The organism is Thiomicrolovo immobilis (genome assembly GCF_039645955.1).
GTDB lineage: Bacteria > Campylobacterota > Campylobacteria > Campylobacterales > Sulfurimonadaceae > Thiomicrolovo > Thiomicrolovo diazotrophicus.
In genome coordinates this window covers 121,674-137,049 of the sequence record NZ_CP147916.1, presented here as the reverse complement: position 1 = coordinate 137,049, position 15,376 = coordinate 121,674, and the positions used below count along the sequence as shown (strand labels likewise).

Genomic DNA, 15,376 nt, shown 5'->3' with positions numbered 1-15,376 from the left:
GGAACGCTTTCAGTCGGTGATCCCCACCATCTTTTTCTTTCCGTCAAAGCGGTCGATAAAAAGCAGCATAACCGGTAGAACGAAGAAGTCCGTCAGCAGCGAGATAAACACGAGCACGGCGCTGTAGAGGCCGATAAGCTGCAGCGATTGCAGCGATGAGAGATAGAGTGCCACGAAGACGGCGATGAGCACCACCGACCCGATAATGACCGGAATCCCCGAATAGAAATACATCTTCTCCAGTGCATGCTTCTGGCTCCGGCCGAAATAGCGGGCCCGGAAATACTTGTACGCGAAGTGGATCGTCGCGTCCGAGGCCAGTCCGACGGCAATCGTCATGGCGATGAGCATCTCCAGGCTCAGCGGCACATCGAGCAGCCTCACCAGCAGGCCGAACCAGGCGATCGGTACGGCATTGACGATGAAGCCGACAAAGACCATCGCCACGGAGCGGAAGATCCACCCCGTGATGAGCCCGATGACCAACAGGGCCGAAAAGAGCGACGTGGAGAGCAGCAGCGTCTTGTTGAACTTCGCGCTGTCGAGGAGGGTCTCCTTGTCCACGAAGTAGATGTCCAATGCGCTGTAGCGCGCCAGCCAGTCGATGAGTTCCAGTTTGTCGACATCGAAGAGGTTGATCCGGATATTGACAGCATCCGCATCATAATAACTCCCCTGCATCCCGTAGAGATCGAGGTAAAAGAGCGCCTGCATCAGCGCCTCGTCGTCGAGCGCGTCCGTCTGGGAGTTGGCATCGTTGAGGCTCTGCACGATTGTCGCAAGGGAGACGACCTCTCCCAGTCCCTCCCCGAACTTCTCCCCCATCGCCTCCGTAAAACGGTCGATGGAACGGATCAGTTCAAGGTCGATGCGGGCATAGGGGATCTTGAGCTGGATCTGGTCGTTAACGACGTTGAGATTGAAAAAGCGGCTGCTTTCGCTGTAGATCATCGACCCGCCCAGCACCATGAGCCCGAAGGTCACCCCCAAGAAGAGATGGAGGAACTTCCGGTTGTAGTGCAGCTCGCTCGACGCGAAAAAATAGCCCATCTTCGCATAGGGGATATGGGTATGCTCCAGTTCGAAGTAGCTCAGCAGCGCCGGCAGGAAGGTGAGGTTGATGACGTACCCGACGATGGAAGAGAAGATCACCCCCAGACAGAGCAGCCGGATGATGTCCGAATCGATAAAGAGCAGGCTCCCCAGCCCCATTGCCGTAATAACGGAAGTCCAGAGCGCAGGAGCGGAGCTGCGGTTGAGCATCTTGATGAGGGCGTTGCGCTTGTCGATCTTGTACTGCGAAACGTGCCAGCGGTAATAGAAAAAGAGGAAATCCACGAGGACGATACTGATGGTGATGAAGGGCATCGTCATATGGACGGCAGCTATTCCCGTCAGCCCGTAGATCAGTGCAAAGGTAAAGAGTGTACTGAAGGTGATGACGATGACCGCGCTGACCGCGGAGATGTAGTTCCTGAAAAGAAACCGGAAAACCATGAATATGGTCAGCAGCAGAACGACCCCGTAACGGATCAGCTCCGGCCAATCGACGCTCTCATTCGTCGCGGTGTAGGTGTAACTCCCCGGGATGGCCAGGCCGCCGAGGTCGACAGCGCTTTGCGCACTGATAAAGAAGCGGAACGTTTTGAAATCGGCATCAACGACGTTCCCGTAGGCGTTGAAACGCTCCTTGACCAGTTTTTCCAGACGGTAGGTATCCAGGTCGCCGGTGCTGACGACACCCACCATCTCCGGTGTGCCGCCGACCGCGCTCTGCTCCTTGCTAAAAAGCGAGTAGACCTCGTCCACTCCCTCGAGTGCCCCGAGCCGATCATTGAGCGTGTGCAGCGCCTCCCGCGTCGTTTCGTCGAAGGCATCGACATGGACCGTCAATTTGGAAAGCAGGTGGGGGGTGTATCGGTTCGCTTCGCTCCGCTGCATCTCGGCGGAGTCTTTGAGCCAGAACATCGCGTCCGAGGAGAGGACCCTGGGGTGGTAAACGGCCAGGACCGCAAAGAAAAGCAGAAGGTAAGCGGCGATGATATAGCCCCTGAAGCGGGCAACGGCATCGACATACTTGGTCACGTCGGGGGTTTGGTAATACATGCCGACTCGCTAGGGGCGCAGTGCGACCATGAGATAGGGACGCTTGTAAACATCCATTGCGCGGGCGACGGCCTCGATCTCGTCGACCCGTTTCTGTGTCGGAGCGGTCACATCCGCCGCGTGGCGCTCCGCCCCGACCATCACTTTCAGCAGCATCTGCGCAGGCACCTTGGAGGCGAAAATCGCCGACACCGTGCGTTCCGATTTCAGGCGCGGGATGCTGTAAAGGTAGACATAATAGCGATACTTCGCAAGCATCTGCGCATTCTGCGAAACCATCCGGATGAATTTGCGCGAATGGGGGCAGAGAGGATCGACGAAGACATACACCTCCGTCTTCCCCTCTCCCAGGATGATGGCATCCTCCCTGATCCCCTCGAGCAGGGCGATTGCCTTCGCATACGGGAGCTGCAGATGCGTCTTCTTTTGCTCCGCATGGACAATGGAGACGATCAGCAGTAACGCAAAAACAAGAGTTTTCATAGTCAGATTGTAAACCAATTGTATAACATAACCAAAACCGTTTTGAATATTTTTTGTGCAGGCCACCCGGGAGCGCTCTGCGAAACGCAACACCGCCCAAAGAGGTCGGCCGTATTTTTGTTTATTTTAAGGATTGTAGCGTATAATTACGCTCTCTTTTAATTACCAATGTGCGTTCGTGGTGGAATTGGTAGACACGCTAGATTCAGGTTCTAGTGGCTTAACGGCCGTGGAGGTTCAAGTCCTCTCGAGCGCACCATCATCAAACTTTCCCAAATCAAAAAACTTTCCAAACACAAACCCATCAAACCAGATCAGCGTCCCGCAGACTTTTTACATCCGGGTTACAGGCGATCTTATGCGCCATGTCGACTTTCTCGAAGCGCGGCAGTCCGCTCTTGCACGCCACCGTCGCGTTGCGGAATCCCTCCCCCTTGTTCAGGTAGACGTTGAAACCGTTCTCATAGAGGGCCAGGCGGGTCCGAAGGGCCATCGAATAGGTCGTGATCACGCTTTTTTCATGGGTCAGGCGCGCCAGCTGCGCAAAGTACTCGGAGGTCCAGAGAATCGGATTGTGCTCCGGGCTGAAGGCGTCCTGGTAGACAATGTCAAAGGGCTCCGTCAGCGTCGGGAGCGTCTCGCGCGCGTCGCCGAACAGCACCGTGACTTTCACCCGTTCATCCTCGTAGCCGCCCATTTCGCTGATCGCTTCGATAATCGGCAGGAAAGGACGAAAGATCTCCGGGTATTCGAAAGCGGCCAACGAGCGTACCAGCGCCTCGTCGAGTTCGGGAGAGACGATCTCGATACGCTTGTCGATCCCCTGTTCGCGCATATAGTAAAGCGTCGCGAGCGTGTTGAACCCCAACCCGAAACAGATGTCGAGGATGCGCAGCGACGGCGCCGCTTCGAAACAAGAGAAGGCCGGAACGACGTGCTTTTGCAGCGACTCCGTCAGCGCCCCGTCCTTGGTAGAGTGGTAATGCTCGCCGTACTCGACCGAATAGGCGGTATTCGTACCGTCTTCGCTGCGCACGCTTTGGTGCAATGCATCGTCAAAATGCGGCATCAGAGCCCGTTCCCCCACATATGCATCTTCTTCCCCATGACGACCGTCACCCCTTCCGCGACCTCCTCGATAACGTTGCCGGCGCGGAAATCGGCCCGCTCCAGCAGTGCAAGCTGCGCATCGGTATCGGCTGCCCCTGTCTCCGTCACGATGATCACCTCGGCGGCGTTGGCCAGGGTCGTATAGATGGCGCGCAGGATGCGTTCGGGCTGGCTGTGGCGGTGCAGAACGTCGCGGATGAAGACGATGTCGTTATCCCGCGGAAGGGCGCGAAAGGGTTTGGCGAAATCGGGCACCGTCTGCTGCTGAAGCGTCGCCCCCGTTCCCTCCGGGAGCGGGAGATGTTCCCCCGGGTACTGCGCCAGCGACAGCCGGCCGTTCACCGGGCCGAGCCGCTGCAGCAGCGCCGCCGTCAGCGCATCACTGTGAGCAGTAATGTCGAGGATCTTGTAGCCGGGCTGCGGCGTAAAAAGTGCTAGAAACTGCTCCAAGCCTACTCCGGTTCCACGAGCGGCGGCGGCTGCTTCAGACCCACTTCATCCTTGATGTTCTCGAGCGTATTGCCGATCTTTTTCTGGTACTCGCTGCTCTGCGCGAACATCAGCTGCAGGTCGGTCGGGCTGCCGCTCTGGCTGTAGGCCACCTCTTCGGAGATCACGTCGTGCAGGCAGAGCTCGAAGAGAGCCTGGTTGAAGGTCGTCGAACCGAAGTGCGAGTGCTCGTTGGCCATAATGTCGTTGATCTCGAAGTCCCGTTTGGTGCGGATCAGGTGTTCGACCATCGGCGAGCGGAAGAGCATTTCGCAGGCGGGCACCAGCGCGCCGTTCTTGTCGTGGATAAGGCGCTGGGAGATGACCGCTTCAAGGTTGCTCGCAAGGTTGAGGCGCACCCGTTCCTGCTCAAAGGGCGGGAAGATGGCGATGAGACGGTCGATCGTCTCCTTGGCATCAAGGGTGTGGAGAGTCGAAAAGACGAGGTGCCCGGTATTGACGGCCTGCAGAACGTTTTCGGCGGTTTCAAGGTCGCGCATCTCGCCGACCATGATGATGTCGGGGTTCTCGCGCATCGCCGCCCGCAATGCCTGGTTGAACCCCTTCGTATGCAATCCGACGTTGCGCTGCTCGATGACGCATTTTTTGTCGATATGGACGAATTCGACCGGGTCCTCGATCGTAATGACATGCTTGCGGCGCTCCCGATTGATCTCCTCGATGAGCGACGCCAGCGTCGTCGATTTTCCGCTCCCCGTCGTTCCCGTCACCAGGACCAGGCCCCGCTGCAGTTTCGTCAGACGGTGCAGCTGCTCGGGCAGGTTCAGCGCTTCGATCGTCTTGATCTCCAGAGGGACGAGGCGAAAGACCATCGCGATCCCGTCGAGGTGCCAGAAAAGGTTGACCCTGAAACGGCTTTCGGCGTTGAGGACGTACATCGTGTCGTACTCGAACTGCTGCTCGAAGGTCTCGTACTGCGCCCCGAGGATGTGGCGGGCGATCGCTTCGACGGCAAAGGCGCTGAGCGTCTCGGTCGTCAGCGGGGTCAGATCCCCCTCGATCCGCGCCGTCACGACGGCACTACTTTTGACAAAGAGGTCACTTCCCTCTTTCTCGACGAGTTTGTCCAAAAAATGTTCCAAGATCAGAACCGGGTCACTGCTTCCATTTATCATGTTTCGACTCTACCATAATCTATTTTGCCGCGTCAAGGCCAAGGTGCGACGGCACCTCGCCCTTCTCGCCGCTCAGGGCTTCCGGATCACGCTCCGCGATCCGGCCCGCTTCCATACCGTGCGTGGCGATCATATAGTTGCGGATCGCCGCCGCCCGGGCATGGGCCAATGCTTCCAGCGCCCCGTCGGGCAGCGGCTGGCTCTCGATCATCATGGCCACCAGCTTCTCGCGGTAGATCCGCCGCCGCGTCTTCCTGTCCGCATCCATCGCATCAATCTCCTCTTCGAGCGCGTCGAGTGCCTCCTTGCCCAGCCGCTTTTCAAACAGCGGTTCCAGCAGTTTCGGTATCAGCGCATTTTCCGTCGAAGCGGCATCCTCGCCGCTCTGTGCCAGCACCTCGCTGATGAGCGCCTGCTGCTTCAGCGCATGGGTATCCGCTTTCGGGTCGTACGTCCCCTGCACCGTCATGGCGAGTTTCGGCCGCTTGATCATCACCTTGGCCAGCATATCGAGCCGTTCCCGCGCCACGGCGTCGACCGTCGGCGACCCCGCAGCGAACGTGACCTCCTTGAGGCTGTCGCCTTCGATGCCCAGCATGGAACCGATCAGATCAAACGGCGCCGTAACCGCCTTGGTCAGCAGGTTGACGAAGGCCTTCCAGACGACCTTGCCCCAGCGGAACTTGGGATTGTTCACATCCCCCTCGACCGGCATGTCGATGTCGATGACGCCGTCGCGATCTTCAAGCAGTGCAATGGCGAAATCGAGCGGCAGGCTCACCGAGTCGTTGCTTTCGATATCATCGCCGAGCACGATCTTGTTGATGATCATCCCGTTATCCCCCTGCATCGCGCCCTTGACGATCCGGTAGCGCAGCGTCACCGAAAGCTTCCCGCTATCGATCGCCCGGCCGACGAACTTGCCCGAGTAGGGGGTGTAGGATTTGAGCTCGATATTGCGGAAATTCACCCCGATGTCCGTAAAGGCCTTCGGGTCGCCCGTGTTGAGGCTCCCCTCGGCCTTGGCGGTACCGTACTCGTCGATCTCCCCCGCCACCTGCAGGTACGTTGTATCTTCAGGCAGCGTCGAAATCCCCAGCACCTCGCCGTTAACATCATGGATCTGCGTGTCGAAGGGGAGCGGAAGCGACTCGTCGGCAAAGTGCACCGCCCCGTTGTAGAGCGTAAACTTCATGATGCGTACGGGAAAGGGCTGCTTCGCCGCCTCGGCCGTTTTTTCAGCCCCTTTCGGTGCCGCGCTCCTCTCCGAAGGGCGCATGAGCGTCGAAAGGTTCAATGTTTTGTTCGCATCGATCAGGATCGAGCTGAAAAACCCGCCCATCGTCACGTTGTCGGCAAAGAACTGATCGGGGGAGAGCGTGAAAAGAAGCTTTTTCGCCTCCAGCGTCTTCAGCGAGACCAGCGGCGTCGCGTCGCGGCTGTCGTTGACCAACAGATCGTTCAGGTTGAAATCGCCGCGCAGCCGCAGGTCCGCCGCGCGCTTCGACGGGCGGTAGCGCGTCTGCCCCTTCAGGCCGACGCGCCCGTCGTCGATCTTGACGAACATCCCCTCTTCCACATAGGGGCTGAAAGGCTTCAGGCGCAGTCCGGAGACACTGAAATCCGTTGTTGCCTTCAGCGGTTCCGGCACGAGCGACCCTTTCGCACGCACCCGCCCGTCACCGTTGATACGGAAGCTGCCCTGCAGTCCGATCGCACGGGAGGGATCCGTCGTAACGCCGTTCACGTCCAGATCGAAGCGCTGCACCCGTGTCGTAGTCGTGTGTGCAATGGCGGCATCGCGGAACGAAGCGGCGCCGCTTCGGATCTGGATCTTCTTGATGGCGGCGCTCCAGGGTGTCTCTTTCTGTTGCGCCTTCTGGGCGGCGCCGCGTTTTGCCGGGGCGGCCGGTTTCGCTTTGACCAGCTGCGCGGCGTCAATACTGCCGTCGCGCTCCCGGCGCAGGTTGACCTGGGGCTTCGCCAGCACGATCCGCTCGACCCCGGCCCGCTTCGCCGCCGTCGATGCGGTGACCCCCGTGACGGAAAGCGCATCGAAAGCGGCCAATTTGCGTTTCGAGCCTTTGGGCGTCAGCAGCAGCGACTGCAGCGTCGCATTGGCGTCGTTGACGGTGACGGCGACCGAAGCGTTCGCTTCACGGGCAGTGACGTCCGCGGCCGCGCCCAATACGGCGCTGCGCAGCACCACGTCATGCCGTGCCAGGGCGGCATCGGCGGCGGCATCGATGTAGGGGTTGAACCAGGTCACGTCCAGTCCGCCGCACGACGCCAGGGCGGTCGCGTCCAGCGGCGAGTGCGAAAGACGCCCCTCGGTTCGGCAGCGCATCTTTTTATTGAGCTGCAGCGCCGCGTCAAAGGTCAGCGGCGTCGCCGGGAGCGCACTGACATGGCGCGCCGTCAGGTTGAAATCGTCCAGGGCAAGGTGCACGGCCGGGCGTACACTGCCGTCATCGAAACGCCCCCGTATGTGCCGCAGCGTCACCCGGTTGATGAGCATATCCCACGGCGCGGAGGCTGCCGCCGCTGTATCCTCGGCCGGTGCGGCCGAAACATTGGCCTCATTCCCCTTGGGAAAGTAGTGCGCCCAGTTGAGGCTGCCGTCTTTGCGCCGTTGCAGATCGACATAGAGGCCGTCAATGCCCGCCGTGTCGATACGGCCGAACTGCGCGAGCGGCCGTATCGGTCCCCCTTCGACCGTCAGCGACGCCACCCGCAGTACGTCCGCGTTCTCGGCCTTGGGCTTGACCCGCAGCCGCTTCAGCGCGAAGCGCAGATCGTCGACGGTGGTCGCATTCAGCTCCGCGAGGTTGACGTCATAGGTAAAATGCAGCTCCATCCGGCCGTCGGCCACCTCGAGGGCGCTGATCTCGCGCAGAAAATGCCAGGCGTCATAGAGCCGCCCGGCATCGTAATCGACCGTCCCCGACAGTGCAAAGGGTTCAAAAGAGTGCACGCGGCTCTTGACGTCCAGCAGTCCGCCCTCCTCGGTGTGGGCAAAGAGGTGAAGCTCGTTCTCGCCGCCGCCTCCCGTATCGATATCGTGCAGATCGAGGCCGATCGGCGAGAAGTCCAGCTGCAGCGGGACAGGACGGGAGAGGTCGGTAAAGGTGATCCCGCCGTCTTCAAGCTCGAACGTCTCCAGCCGCAGCGAGGGCATGGCACTCCCGTTCGTCTCCGCCGGAGCCGTCTCCGCGGCGTCGCCGCTCCCCAGGTGCGTCAGCCAGTCGAAGTTGAACCGCCCGTCACGCTCCTGCACGACGGAGAGCCGCAGTCCCCGCAGCCCGAAATACTCGACGGAGATCTCCCCCCAGATCAGGTGGAGGACGTCAACATTGACGTCCAGGCGCCGCAGACTGGCCAGTGGCGCCCCCTCGGGATCGGCGAACCGGATCCCCTCGATCGTCAGGTCAAGAATGAAAGGGTTGAACAGGGCCCGGTCGATCTCCAGGGATCCCCCCGTCATCTCCCCGACCAGTTCCGGCACTTTCGTGCGGATCAGGTAGGGGACGGCGATAACCGCCGTCAAAAGATAAAGGGCGAGCACGCCGAGTAACGTCCGCCAGATCCACCGTTTCATGACCGTCTCCTTATCGTCTCTGCTCACATTATACCCCAGCGGTAATGAACTCCTAACCGTTTTATGGTAAATTACCGCTATGAATGCCGAAACCGTACGCTCGCTCTATATCGTTTCCAAAACCCGGAATGCCGGCAGCATCCTTGTCACACTCGGCATGACGGAATTGCTGCTGCGGCTGCACGGAAGGGTCGCCTTTTTCCGGCCGCTGATCGCCGACGCCGCCGGGAAAGATCCGGACACCCTGACCATCCTCAGCCATTTCGCGCTGGAGCAGCCCTACGAGAGCGCCGTCGGCCTGACGGTCTCCGAGGCCGAGACTCTGCTCTCCGAAGGAAAGATCGACCACCTGATCGAAACCATCATCGAGCGCCATGACGCCCTGCTGGAAACCTATGACTTCGTTCTCTGCCAGGGGGTGGTCGACGATGCGCTCTCCCAGCTGATCGACTTTGACCTCAACGTCGAGATCGCCAAGAACCTTGCTGCGCCCGTCGTCGGTGTCGTCCCGGCCCGCGGCATGGATGAGAGCGGCCTCAAGGAGGCGCTGCGGCTCTGGAGCTACGCCATCAAGAAACAGGGCGGCTCGCTTCTGATGCTTTTTGCCAACCGCTGCGACGCCGTGCTCTACGAGGCCCACCGCCGAGACCAGAACATCTGCCCGAGCATCCCTGAGCCGGTCGTCCTGCTGCCCGAGGTCACGACGCTCGACCGTCCCAACGTCTACCAGCTTGCCGAAGGGCTGGGCGCGGAGATCCTGATCGGCACCAACGAACAGCTTCACCGCCTTATCGCCCAGCCCCGCATCGCCGCCATGCACCTGGAACATTTCCTGACGCATATCAGGGCCGACGACCTCATCATCACCCCCTCGGACCGCGCCGATATCATCCTCGGCGCGACGGCCGCAAACTACGCCGGGAATTTTCCGGCGGTCAGCGCCGTGCTCCTGACAGGCGAAACACCCCCCGCACAGAGTGTCATTGAGCTCCTTAAGGGCCTTGACGCCATGCAGATACCGCTGCTGCACCTCCCGAAAGAGACGGTCGAGGTCGCCCAGATGGTGCGCGCCTTCCCCGCCCGCATCGATGCCGCGGCGCCGAAGAAGATCGCCACGGCGCTGGGGGTCTTCAACCAAAACGTCGATGCGAACCTGATTGAGACCAAGCTGGCCGCGGCGTCAACCGGGATCGTCACCCCGGCCATGTTCGAACACCGTCTCTTCGCCCGGGCTGCGGGGGATCGCAAGACGATCATCCTGCCGGAGACCTCCGACGACCGCATCCTCCGGGCCGCCGACATCCTGCTGCGCCGGCGGGCCGTCGGCATCGCCCTTTTGGGTTCAGCGGAGCATATTGCGGCCCGTGCCGCCGCCCTGGGGCTCGACCTGCGCAATGCGACCATCGTCGACCCCGAAGACGAACAGCAAAAATGCCGCCTGGCCAAAGCCTATGCCAAACTGCGCGCCCATAAAGGCGTCTCCCTCGACGCCGCCTACGACGCCCTGGGCAACACGACCCTCTTTGCGACGATGATGGTGGCACAGGGGGAGTGCGACGGCATGGTCAGCGGGGCCACGCATACGACCCGCGAAACGATCCTCCCGGCCCTGCAGACGATCAAAACGGCGCCGGGACAGAACATCGTATCGAGCTGCTTTTTCATGTGCTTCGACACCCGGGTCCTCGTCTATGCCGACTGCGCCGTCAACCCGGATCCCGATGCGGCCCAACTGGCGGAAATCGCGATCGCGTCGGCGGAGACGGCCCGGCGTTTCGGCATCGAACCGCGCGTGGCGATGCTCTCTTACTCCACCGGGGACTCCGGGGTGGGGAGCGACGTTGAGAAGGTGCGCGAAGCGACAAAGCTCGTCCGGGAACAGCGTCCCGACCTTGCCGTGGACGGTCCCATCCAGTACGACGCGGCCATCGACCCGGAGGTCGGAGCGCAGAAGATGCCCGGCAGTACAGTGGCGGGACAGGCGACCGTATTCATCTTTCCCGACCTCAACACCGGCAACAACACCTACAAGGCCGTCCAGCGTTCGGCGGGCGCCGTCGCCATCGGTCCCGTGTTGCAGGGTTTGAACCGCCCGGTCAACGACCTCAGCCGCGGCTGCAGCGTCGCCGACATCGTCAACACCGTCGCCATTACCGCCATCCAGGCCCAGGAGACGCCGTCGTGAAGATCCTCGTCATCAACGCCGGCAGTTCGTCGGTGAAGTTCAAACTCTTTGAAATGCGCTCGGAACAGGTGATCGTCTCGGGCCTCGTGGAAAATATCGGCCGCGGCGACGCCCACGCCATCCTTCACGGATGCCAGGAGCACGTCCGCCGCGACCTTCCCGTCGCCGACCACGATGCCGCGCTTGCCGCCTTCCGCGATCTGCTCATCGACAACGGGTTCATCGACAGTTTCGACACGCTGGAGGGAATAGGCCACCGTGTCGTGCACGGCGGCGAGCGTTTCAGCGGTCCCGTCCGCATCGACGACACGGTCCTGGAAGCCATCGAAGGCCTCAGCCCGCTGGCCCCCCTGCACAACCCGGCCAACGCCAAAGGGATCCGGGCCATGCGGAACCTCGCCCCCCATGTCCCGCAGATCGCGGTCTTCGACACGGCGTTTCACCACACGATGCCCCCCGCCGCCTTCCGCTACGCCCTTCCGGAGCGTTTCTATAGCGAGCTCTCCGTCCGGCGCTACGGCTTTCACGGCACCTCCCACGCCTACGTCGCCGCCGAATGCGCAGCGCGGATGGGCAAATCCCTCGATGCCGTCAACCTCATTACCCTCCACCTGGGCAACGGGGCCAGCGCCTGCGCCATCCGCAACGGCCGCAGCATCGATACGTCGATGGGCTTCACCCCGCTCGAGGGGCTTGTCATGGGGACGCGCAGCGGCGACATCGACCCTGGCCTGCTCGCCTATCTGTCGCGCGAAACGGGTATGGATGCGGAGGAGCTCGATACGCTCCTCAACCGTGAATGCGGTCTCAAGGGAATCGCTGGGACCAACGACATGCGCGATATCGAAGACCGGATGCGCGACGAAGAGCCCGAGGCCCTGCTCGCCTTCGAACTCTTCGTCCGCCGCATCCGCAAATACATCGGCGCCTATGCCGTGCTGCTTGACCGCGTGGATGGCGTCGTCTTTACCGGCGGCATCGGCGAGCACAGCGCCGCCGTCCGCCATGCCGTCTGCAAAGGGCTGCATATCCTGGGCATCGAGACCGATAAGATGAAAAATGAGAATTTGACGGATGAGGGAGGCGCATTCCACGCCGAAGGGAGCCAAAGCCAGCTGCATGTCATCCCCACGGACGAAGAACACTCCATCGCACGGCAGTGCCTGCCCTACCTCACCCAGGGAAGATAGGGACATACACAAATACTGCGGTTAATTGTCACCCATGGAACACCCAACACAACAGTGACATTTGAAAGTCATTTAGGAAGTTATATGGCGCGGCAGCCTCTTCATACTTTTTTCTTCCCGGTTCGGCTTCTTTTTTGTATGCGCAAAAAAGAAGGGGAACAGAGATGTAGAAAGATATACTGACGCGTGGAGGAGGACTGTAGTTCCCTTAGAACTGGATCATCCCGTCGATCGGAGATGACGCCGTCGCATACGGACGCTTCGGGATACGCCCGGCAAGGTAGCTCATCCGGCCCGCCATGACGGCATGCTTCATCGCCACCGCCATCGTCATTGGGTCGGATGCCTGGGCGATCGCCGTGTTGGTGAGGACCCCTTCGGCCCCCAGTTCCATCGCCGCCGCCGCATCGGACGCGCAGCCGATCCCGGCATCGACAATGACCGGAACGCTGACCGCTTCGCGGACAAAGACGACGTTGTAGCGGTTCTGGATCCCCAGGCCCGAACCGATGGGCGCGGCCAGCGGCATGATGGCGTGCGCGCCGGCATCTTCGAGGCGCTTGGCCATGATCGGGTCGTCGGAGGTGTAGGCCATGATCGTAAAACCGTCCTTCGCCAGGACCTCGCACGCCTTGATCGTCTCAAGCACATCCGGGTAGAGGGTCTTTTGCGTGTCGCCGATGACCTCGAGCTTGATCAGGTCGATGCCCGTCGCCTCGCGGGTCAGGCGGAAGGTCGTGATCGCCTCCTCGGCCGTCGTACACCCCGCGGAGTTGGGCAGGAACTGCACGCCTGTCCCTTTAAAGGTGTCGCGCAGGTTCTCCTTGTTCGGGTCCGTAATGTTCAGACGGCGCACGGCCACGGTGATCAGCTCCGACCCCGAGGCCAGCGTCGCCTCCTTCGTCGTCTCGAAATCTTTGTACTTCCCGCTGCCCACGATCAGGCGGCTGTTGAACTCATATTTTCCGATTTTCAGTGTATCGCTCATATTCTCTCTCCTGATGGGCTAATCGCCCAAATGCTGCCGGGTTATAACACAGCTAATCTATAACGTATCTTACGCTAAAGCCCTAACGGTACCCTCTAATCCCTCCCCGTTACGGAGCAGTGCCGCGACGGTCCGGGGGAGCAACTCGTACTCGAGGTCGTGGACGGCCGCTTCAAAGGCGGCGGCATCCATCGTTTCCGTGCGTTCGAAGGAGGACTGGGCGATCACGGTACCGCTGTCGAGCTCCCCCGTCACCCAGTGGACGCTGACGCCGCAGACGGTGTCCCCGCTCTCGAAGGCCTGTTCGATCGCCCGAGCCCCTTTGTACTTGGGCAGCAGCGAGGGGTGGATGTTGACGGCGCGGATGCGGTCGGTGAAGACGGGGGTCAGAATGCGCATAAAGCCCGCCGTCACCGTGAGGTGGGGGCCGTACTTCTCGATCCGCTCAACGAGCACGGCATCAAACGCTTCGCGGCTTTCATAAAGCGTATGATCGATCACCTCCACCGGAACCCCGAACGCTTCCGCCCGCTTTATGCCGGGGGCCTGCGGCCGGTTCGTAATCGCGGCGGCGATCTCAATGCCGTGGGAGGGGAGAGCCTCCAGCAGTTTCTGGAGGTTTGTTCCCTCCCCGCTGAACAAAATGACGACGCGCGGCTTCATAGGCAGCAGACCCCTTCGATCAGGTCGTCCGGCGTCAGGGCATACCGCTGCCCCTCAAAGCGCCGCGCCGCCTCCGTGTGCGCCAACGAGGCGTGGATCGCGGCATCCAGCGGTGTGTATCCCTGGGCCAGCAGGGCCCCGATAAAACCCGAAAGGACGTCACCGCTGCCGCCCTTGGCCAGGGCGTTGGTGCCGTGGGGATTGACATAGAACTGATCCCCCTGCCCGATAATGACGTTGGCACCCTTGAGCAGCAGCACCGCATCGGGGTAGGCACGGCAGAAGGCTTCGACAAATTTGAAGCGGTCTTGCTGCAGGCCCCGCACATCGGTCGTGGCAATGCCTGTACGGCTCAACAGGGTCGTAAACTCTTTGGGGTGCGGGGTAAGGACGATGCGCTTGCGCTTCAGGAGTTCCCCCAGCATCGGGTGCGCGAAGATATCCGCGTCGCAGACCAGGGGGATGTCATTGTCGATCCGCTCCCGCAGCTCCTGTTCGGCAAACTCCTGCCCCAGCCCCATCCCGATGGCGACGGCGTTGACCGTAGCGGGGCGCAGATGCGACTGCATAAGCTCATAGGGGATGGCGACCTCTTCGTTCGAGAGCAGGGTCACCAGCCCCGCGCCGAAGCGCAGGGCCGCCTTGCCGGCAATAATGGCCGCCCCGCTCTTTTCGCCGCAGACGACGCCGAGATGTCCGAAACTCCCTTTGTGCACATCGGCGTTTTCGCGCAGCGGCAGGCGCAGGTCGCCGCGCTCCAGCAGTTTCCAGGGCGTCTCTTTTTCGTAAAGGCTGCGCGACACGCCGAGCTCGGCCACCGTGATCTCGCCCACCGCGTTTTTGGCCGCGTCGCTGAACATGCCGCGCTTGAGCGCGCCCATCGTCACCGTCAGGTCGGCACGGAAGACCGCCGTATCGCAACTCCCTCCGCTGCGCAGTCCCGTCGGTATATCGCAGGCGAGCTTGAACGCCCCCAGGGCGTTCATCAGCTTGATCAGCCCGATGATCCCGCTGCCCAGCGGCCGTCCCAGCCCGCTGCCGAAGATGGCGTCAACGAGCACATCGCAGGGGGTAATCGCGTCGACGACGGGGACCCCCAGTTTCTGCAATCGCTCGTGCTGCAGGCGGGCCATCGGCGATTTTACCTCCAGCGGCAGCACGACTTCGACGTGGTAGCCCCCATGCAGCAGGCGGGCCAGCGCCAATCCGTCGGCGCCGTTGTTGCCCGGGCCGCAGACAATCACGACGCGGCTGCCCGCGCCGAAGCGCTCCCTGACTGCACCCGCCATTGCTTCGGCGGCATGCTCCATCAACAGCTCTTCGCTGAGTCCATAGGCGTCGTAACAGCGTCTGTCCAGGGAGTCTACTTCGTCGAATAGGTTCTGCATGGGGATTCCGTTTTTAGCATATTATAGCCGATTCGGCTAA

General features: G+C 61.2%; 11 protein-coding genes and 1 tRNA gene. 3 read left to right on the top strand and 9 right to left on the bottom strand.

Annotation, left to right across the window (positions count from 1 at the left end; all coding sequences use genetic code 11):
* Positions 1-9: 9 nt before the first annotated feature.
* Positions 10-2,106 carry a hypothetical protein gene (locus WCX72_RS00705; protein WP_345970313.1) on the bottom strand — a complete coding sequence of 699 codons (2,097 nt, stop codon included), beginning with the start codon at positions 2,104-2,106 and terminating at the stop codon, positions 10-12.
* Between the two features lie 9 nt (positions 2,107-2,115).
* Positions 2,116-2,589 (bottom strand): hypothetical protein, encoded by a 474-nt coding sequence (locus tag WCX72_RS00700; protein ID WP_345970312.1) that lies wholly within the window; start codon positions 2,587-2,589, stop codon positions 2,116-2,118.
* 172 nt (positions 2,590-2,761) lie between these two features.
* On the opposite strand from WCX72_RS00700, the gene WCX72_RS00695 reads away from it, so the two are divergent.
* Positions 2,762-2,848 (top strand) — tRNA-Leu (locus tag WCX72_RS00695).
* Between the two features lie 45 nt (positions 2,849-2,893).
* Here the strand turns inward: WCX72_RS00695 and WCX72_RS00690 are convergent.
* From WCX72_RS00690 to WCX72_RS00675, 4 genes are read right to left on the bottom strand one after another with little or no spacing between them, the layout of a single operon-like run.
* Complete coding sequence (locus tag WCX72_RS00690) at positions 2,894-3,658, bottom strand: MnmC family methyltransferase (protein ID WP_345970311.1); 765 nt, start codon at positions 3,656-3,658, stop codon at positions 2,894-2,896.
* On the bottom strand, positions 3,658-4,149 hold the full coding sequence (locus WCX72_RS00685; protein WP_345970310.1) for a hypothetical protein: 492 nt from the start codon (positions 4,147-4,149) through the stop codon (positions 3,658-3,660). The genes WCX72_RS00690 and WCX72_RS00685 overlap by 1 nt, the downstream gene beginning before the upstream one ends.
* A 2-nt stretch (positions 4,150-4,151) precedes the next feature.
* Positions 4,152-5,324 (bottom strand): PilT/PilU family type 4a pilus ATPase, encoded by a 1,173-nt coding sequence (locus tag WCX72_RS00680; protein ID WP_345970309.1) that lies wholly within the window; start codon positions 5,322-5,324, stop codon positions 4,152-4,154.
* 19 nt (positions 5,325-5,343) lie between these two features.
* Positions 5,344-8,922, bottom strand: a complete 3,579-nt coding sequence (locus WCX72_RS00675) for a DUF748 domain-containing protein (protein ID WP_345970308.1) — start codon at positions 8,920-8,922, stop codon at positions 5,344-5,346.
* Positions 8,923-9,001: 79 nt separating this feature from the next.
* Between WCX72_RS00675 and pta the strand changes: the two genes are divergently transcribed.
* On the top strand, positions 9,002-11,107 hold the full coding sequence (gene pta / locus WCX72_RS00670; protein WP_345970307.1) for a phosphate acetyltransferase: 2,106 nt from the start codon (positions 9,002-9,004) through the stop codon (positions 11,105-11,107).
* Entirely contained in the window at positions 11,104-12,297 is a 1,194-nt protein-coding gene (locus WCX72_RS00665) for an acetate kinase (protein WP_345970306.1), read from the top strand. Before pta ends, WCX72_RS00665 begins: the two co-directional genes overlap by 4 nt.
* A gap of 208 nt (positions 12,298-12,505) precedes the next feature.
* Here the strand turns inward: WCX72_RS00665 and WCX72_RS00660 are convergent, their stop codons facing one another.
* From WCX72_RS00660 to WCX72_RS00650, 3 genes are all read right to left on the bottom strand, one after another.
* Positions 12,506-13,285 carry a thiazole synthase gene (locus tag WCX72_RS00660; protein WP_231019675.1) on the bottom strand — a complete coding sequence of 260 codons (780 nt, stop codon included), beginning with the start codon at positions 13,283-13,285 and terminating at the stop codon, positions 12,506-12,508.
* A gap of 69 nt (positions 13,286-13,354) precedes the next feature.
* Entirely contained in the window at positions 13,355-13,948 is a 594-nt protein-coding gene (gene purN / locus WCX72_RS00655) for a phosphoribosylglycinamide formyltransferase (RefSeq protein ID WP_345970305.1), read from the bottom strand.
* Positions 13,945-15,336 (bottom strand): NAD(P)H-hydrate dehydratase, encoded by a 1,392-nt coding sequence (locus tag WCX72_RS00650; RefSeq protein WP_345970304.1) that lies wholly within the window; start codon positions 15,334-15,336, stop codon positions 13,945-13,947. Before WCX72_RS00650 ends, purN begins: the two co-directional genes overlap by 4 nt.
* Positions 15,337-15,376: the final 40 nt, after the last annotated feature.

Coding starts and splice junctions, on each gene's coding strand:
- purN (WP_345970305.1), bottom strand. CDS start 13,948: ATGAAGCCGCGCGTCGTCATTTTGTTCAGCGGGGAGGGAACAAACCTC.
- WCX72_RS00650 (WP_345970304.1), bottom strand. CDS start 15,336: ATGCAGAACCTATTCGACGAAGTAGACTCCCTGGACAGACGCTGTTAC.
- WCX72_RS00700 (WP_345970312.1), bottom strand. CDS start 2,589: ATGAAAACTCTTGTTTTTGCGTTACTGCTGATCGTCTCCATTGTCCAT.
- WCX72_RS00675 (WP_345970308.1), bottom strand. CDS start 8,922: ATGAAACGGTGGATCTGGCGGACGTTACTCGGCGTGCTCGCCCTTTAT.
- WCX72_RS00690 (WP_345970311.1), bottom strand. CDS start 3,658: ATGCCGCATTTTGACGATGCATTGCACCAAAGCGTGCGCAGCGAAGAC.
- WCX72_RS00660 (WP_231019675.1), bottom strand. CDS start 13,285: ATGAGCGATACACTGAAAATCGGAAAATATGAGTTCAACAGCCGCCTG.
- pta (WP_345970307.1), top strand. CDS start 9,002: ATGAATGCCGAAACCGTACGCTCGCTCTATATCGTTTCCAAAACCCGG.
- WCX72_RS00680 (WP_345970309.1), bottom strand. CDS start 5,324: ATGATAAATGGAAGCAGTGACCCGGTTCTGATCTTGGAACATTTTTTG.
- WCX72_RS00705 (WP_345970313.1), bottom strand. CDS start 2,106: ATGTATTACCAAACCCCCGACGTGACCAAGTATGTCGATGCCGTTGCC.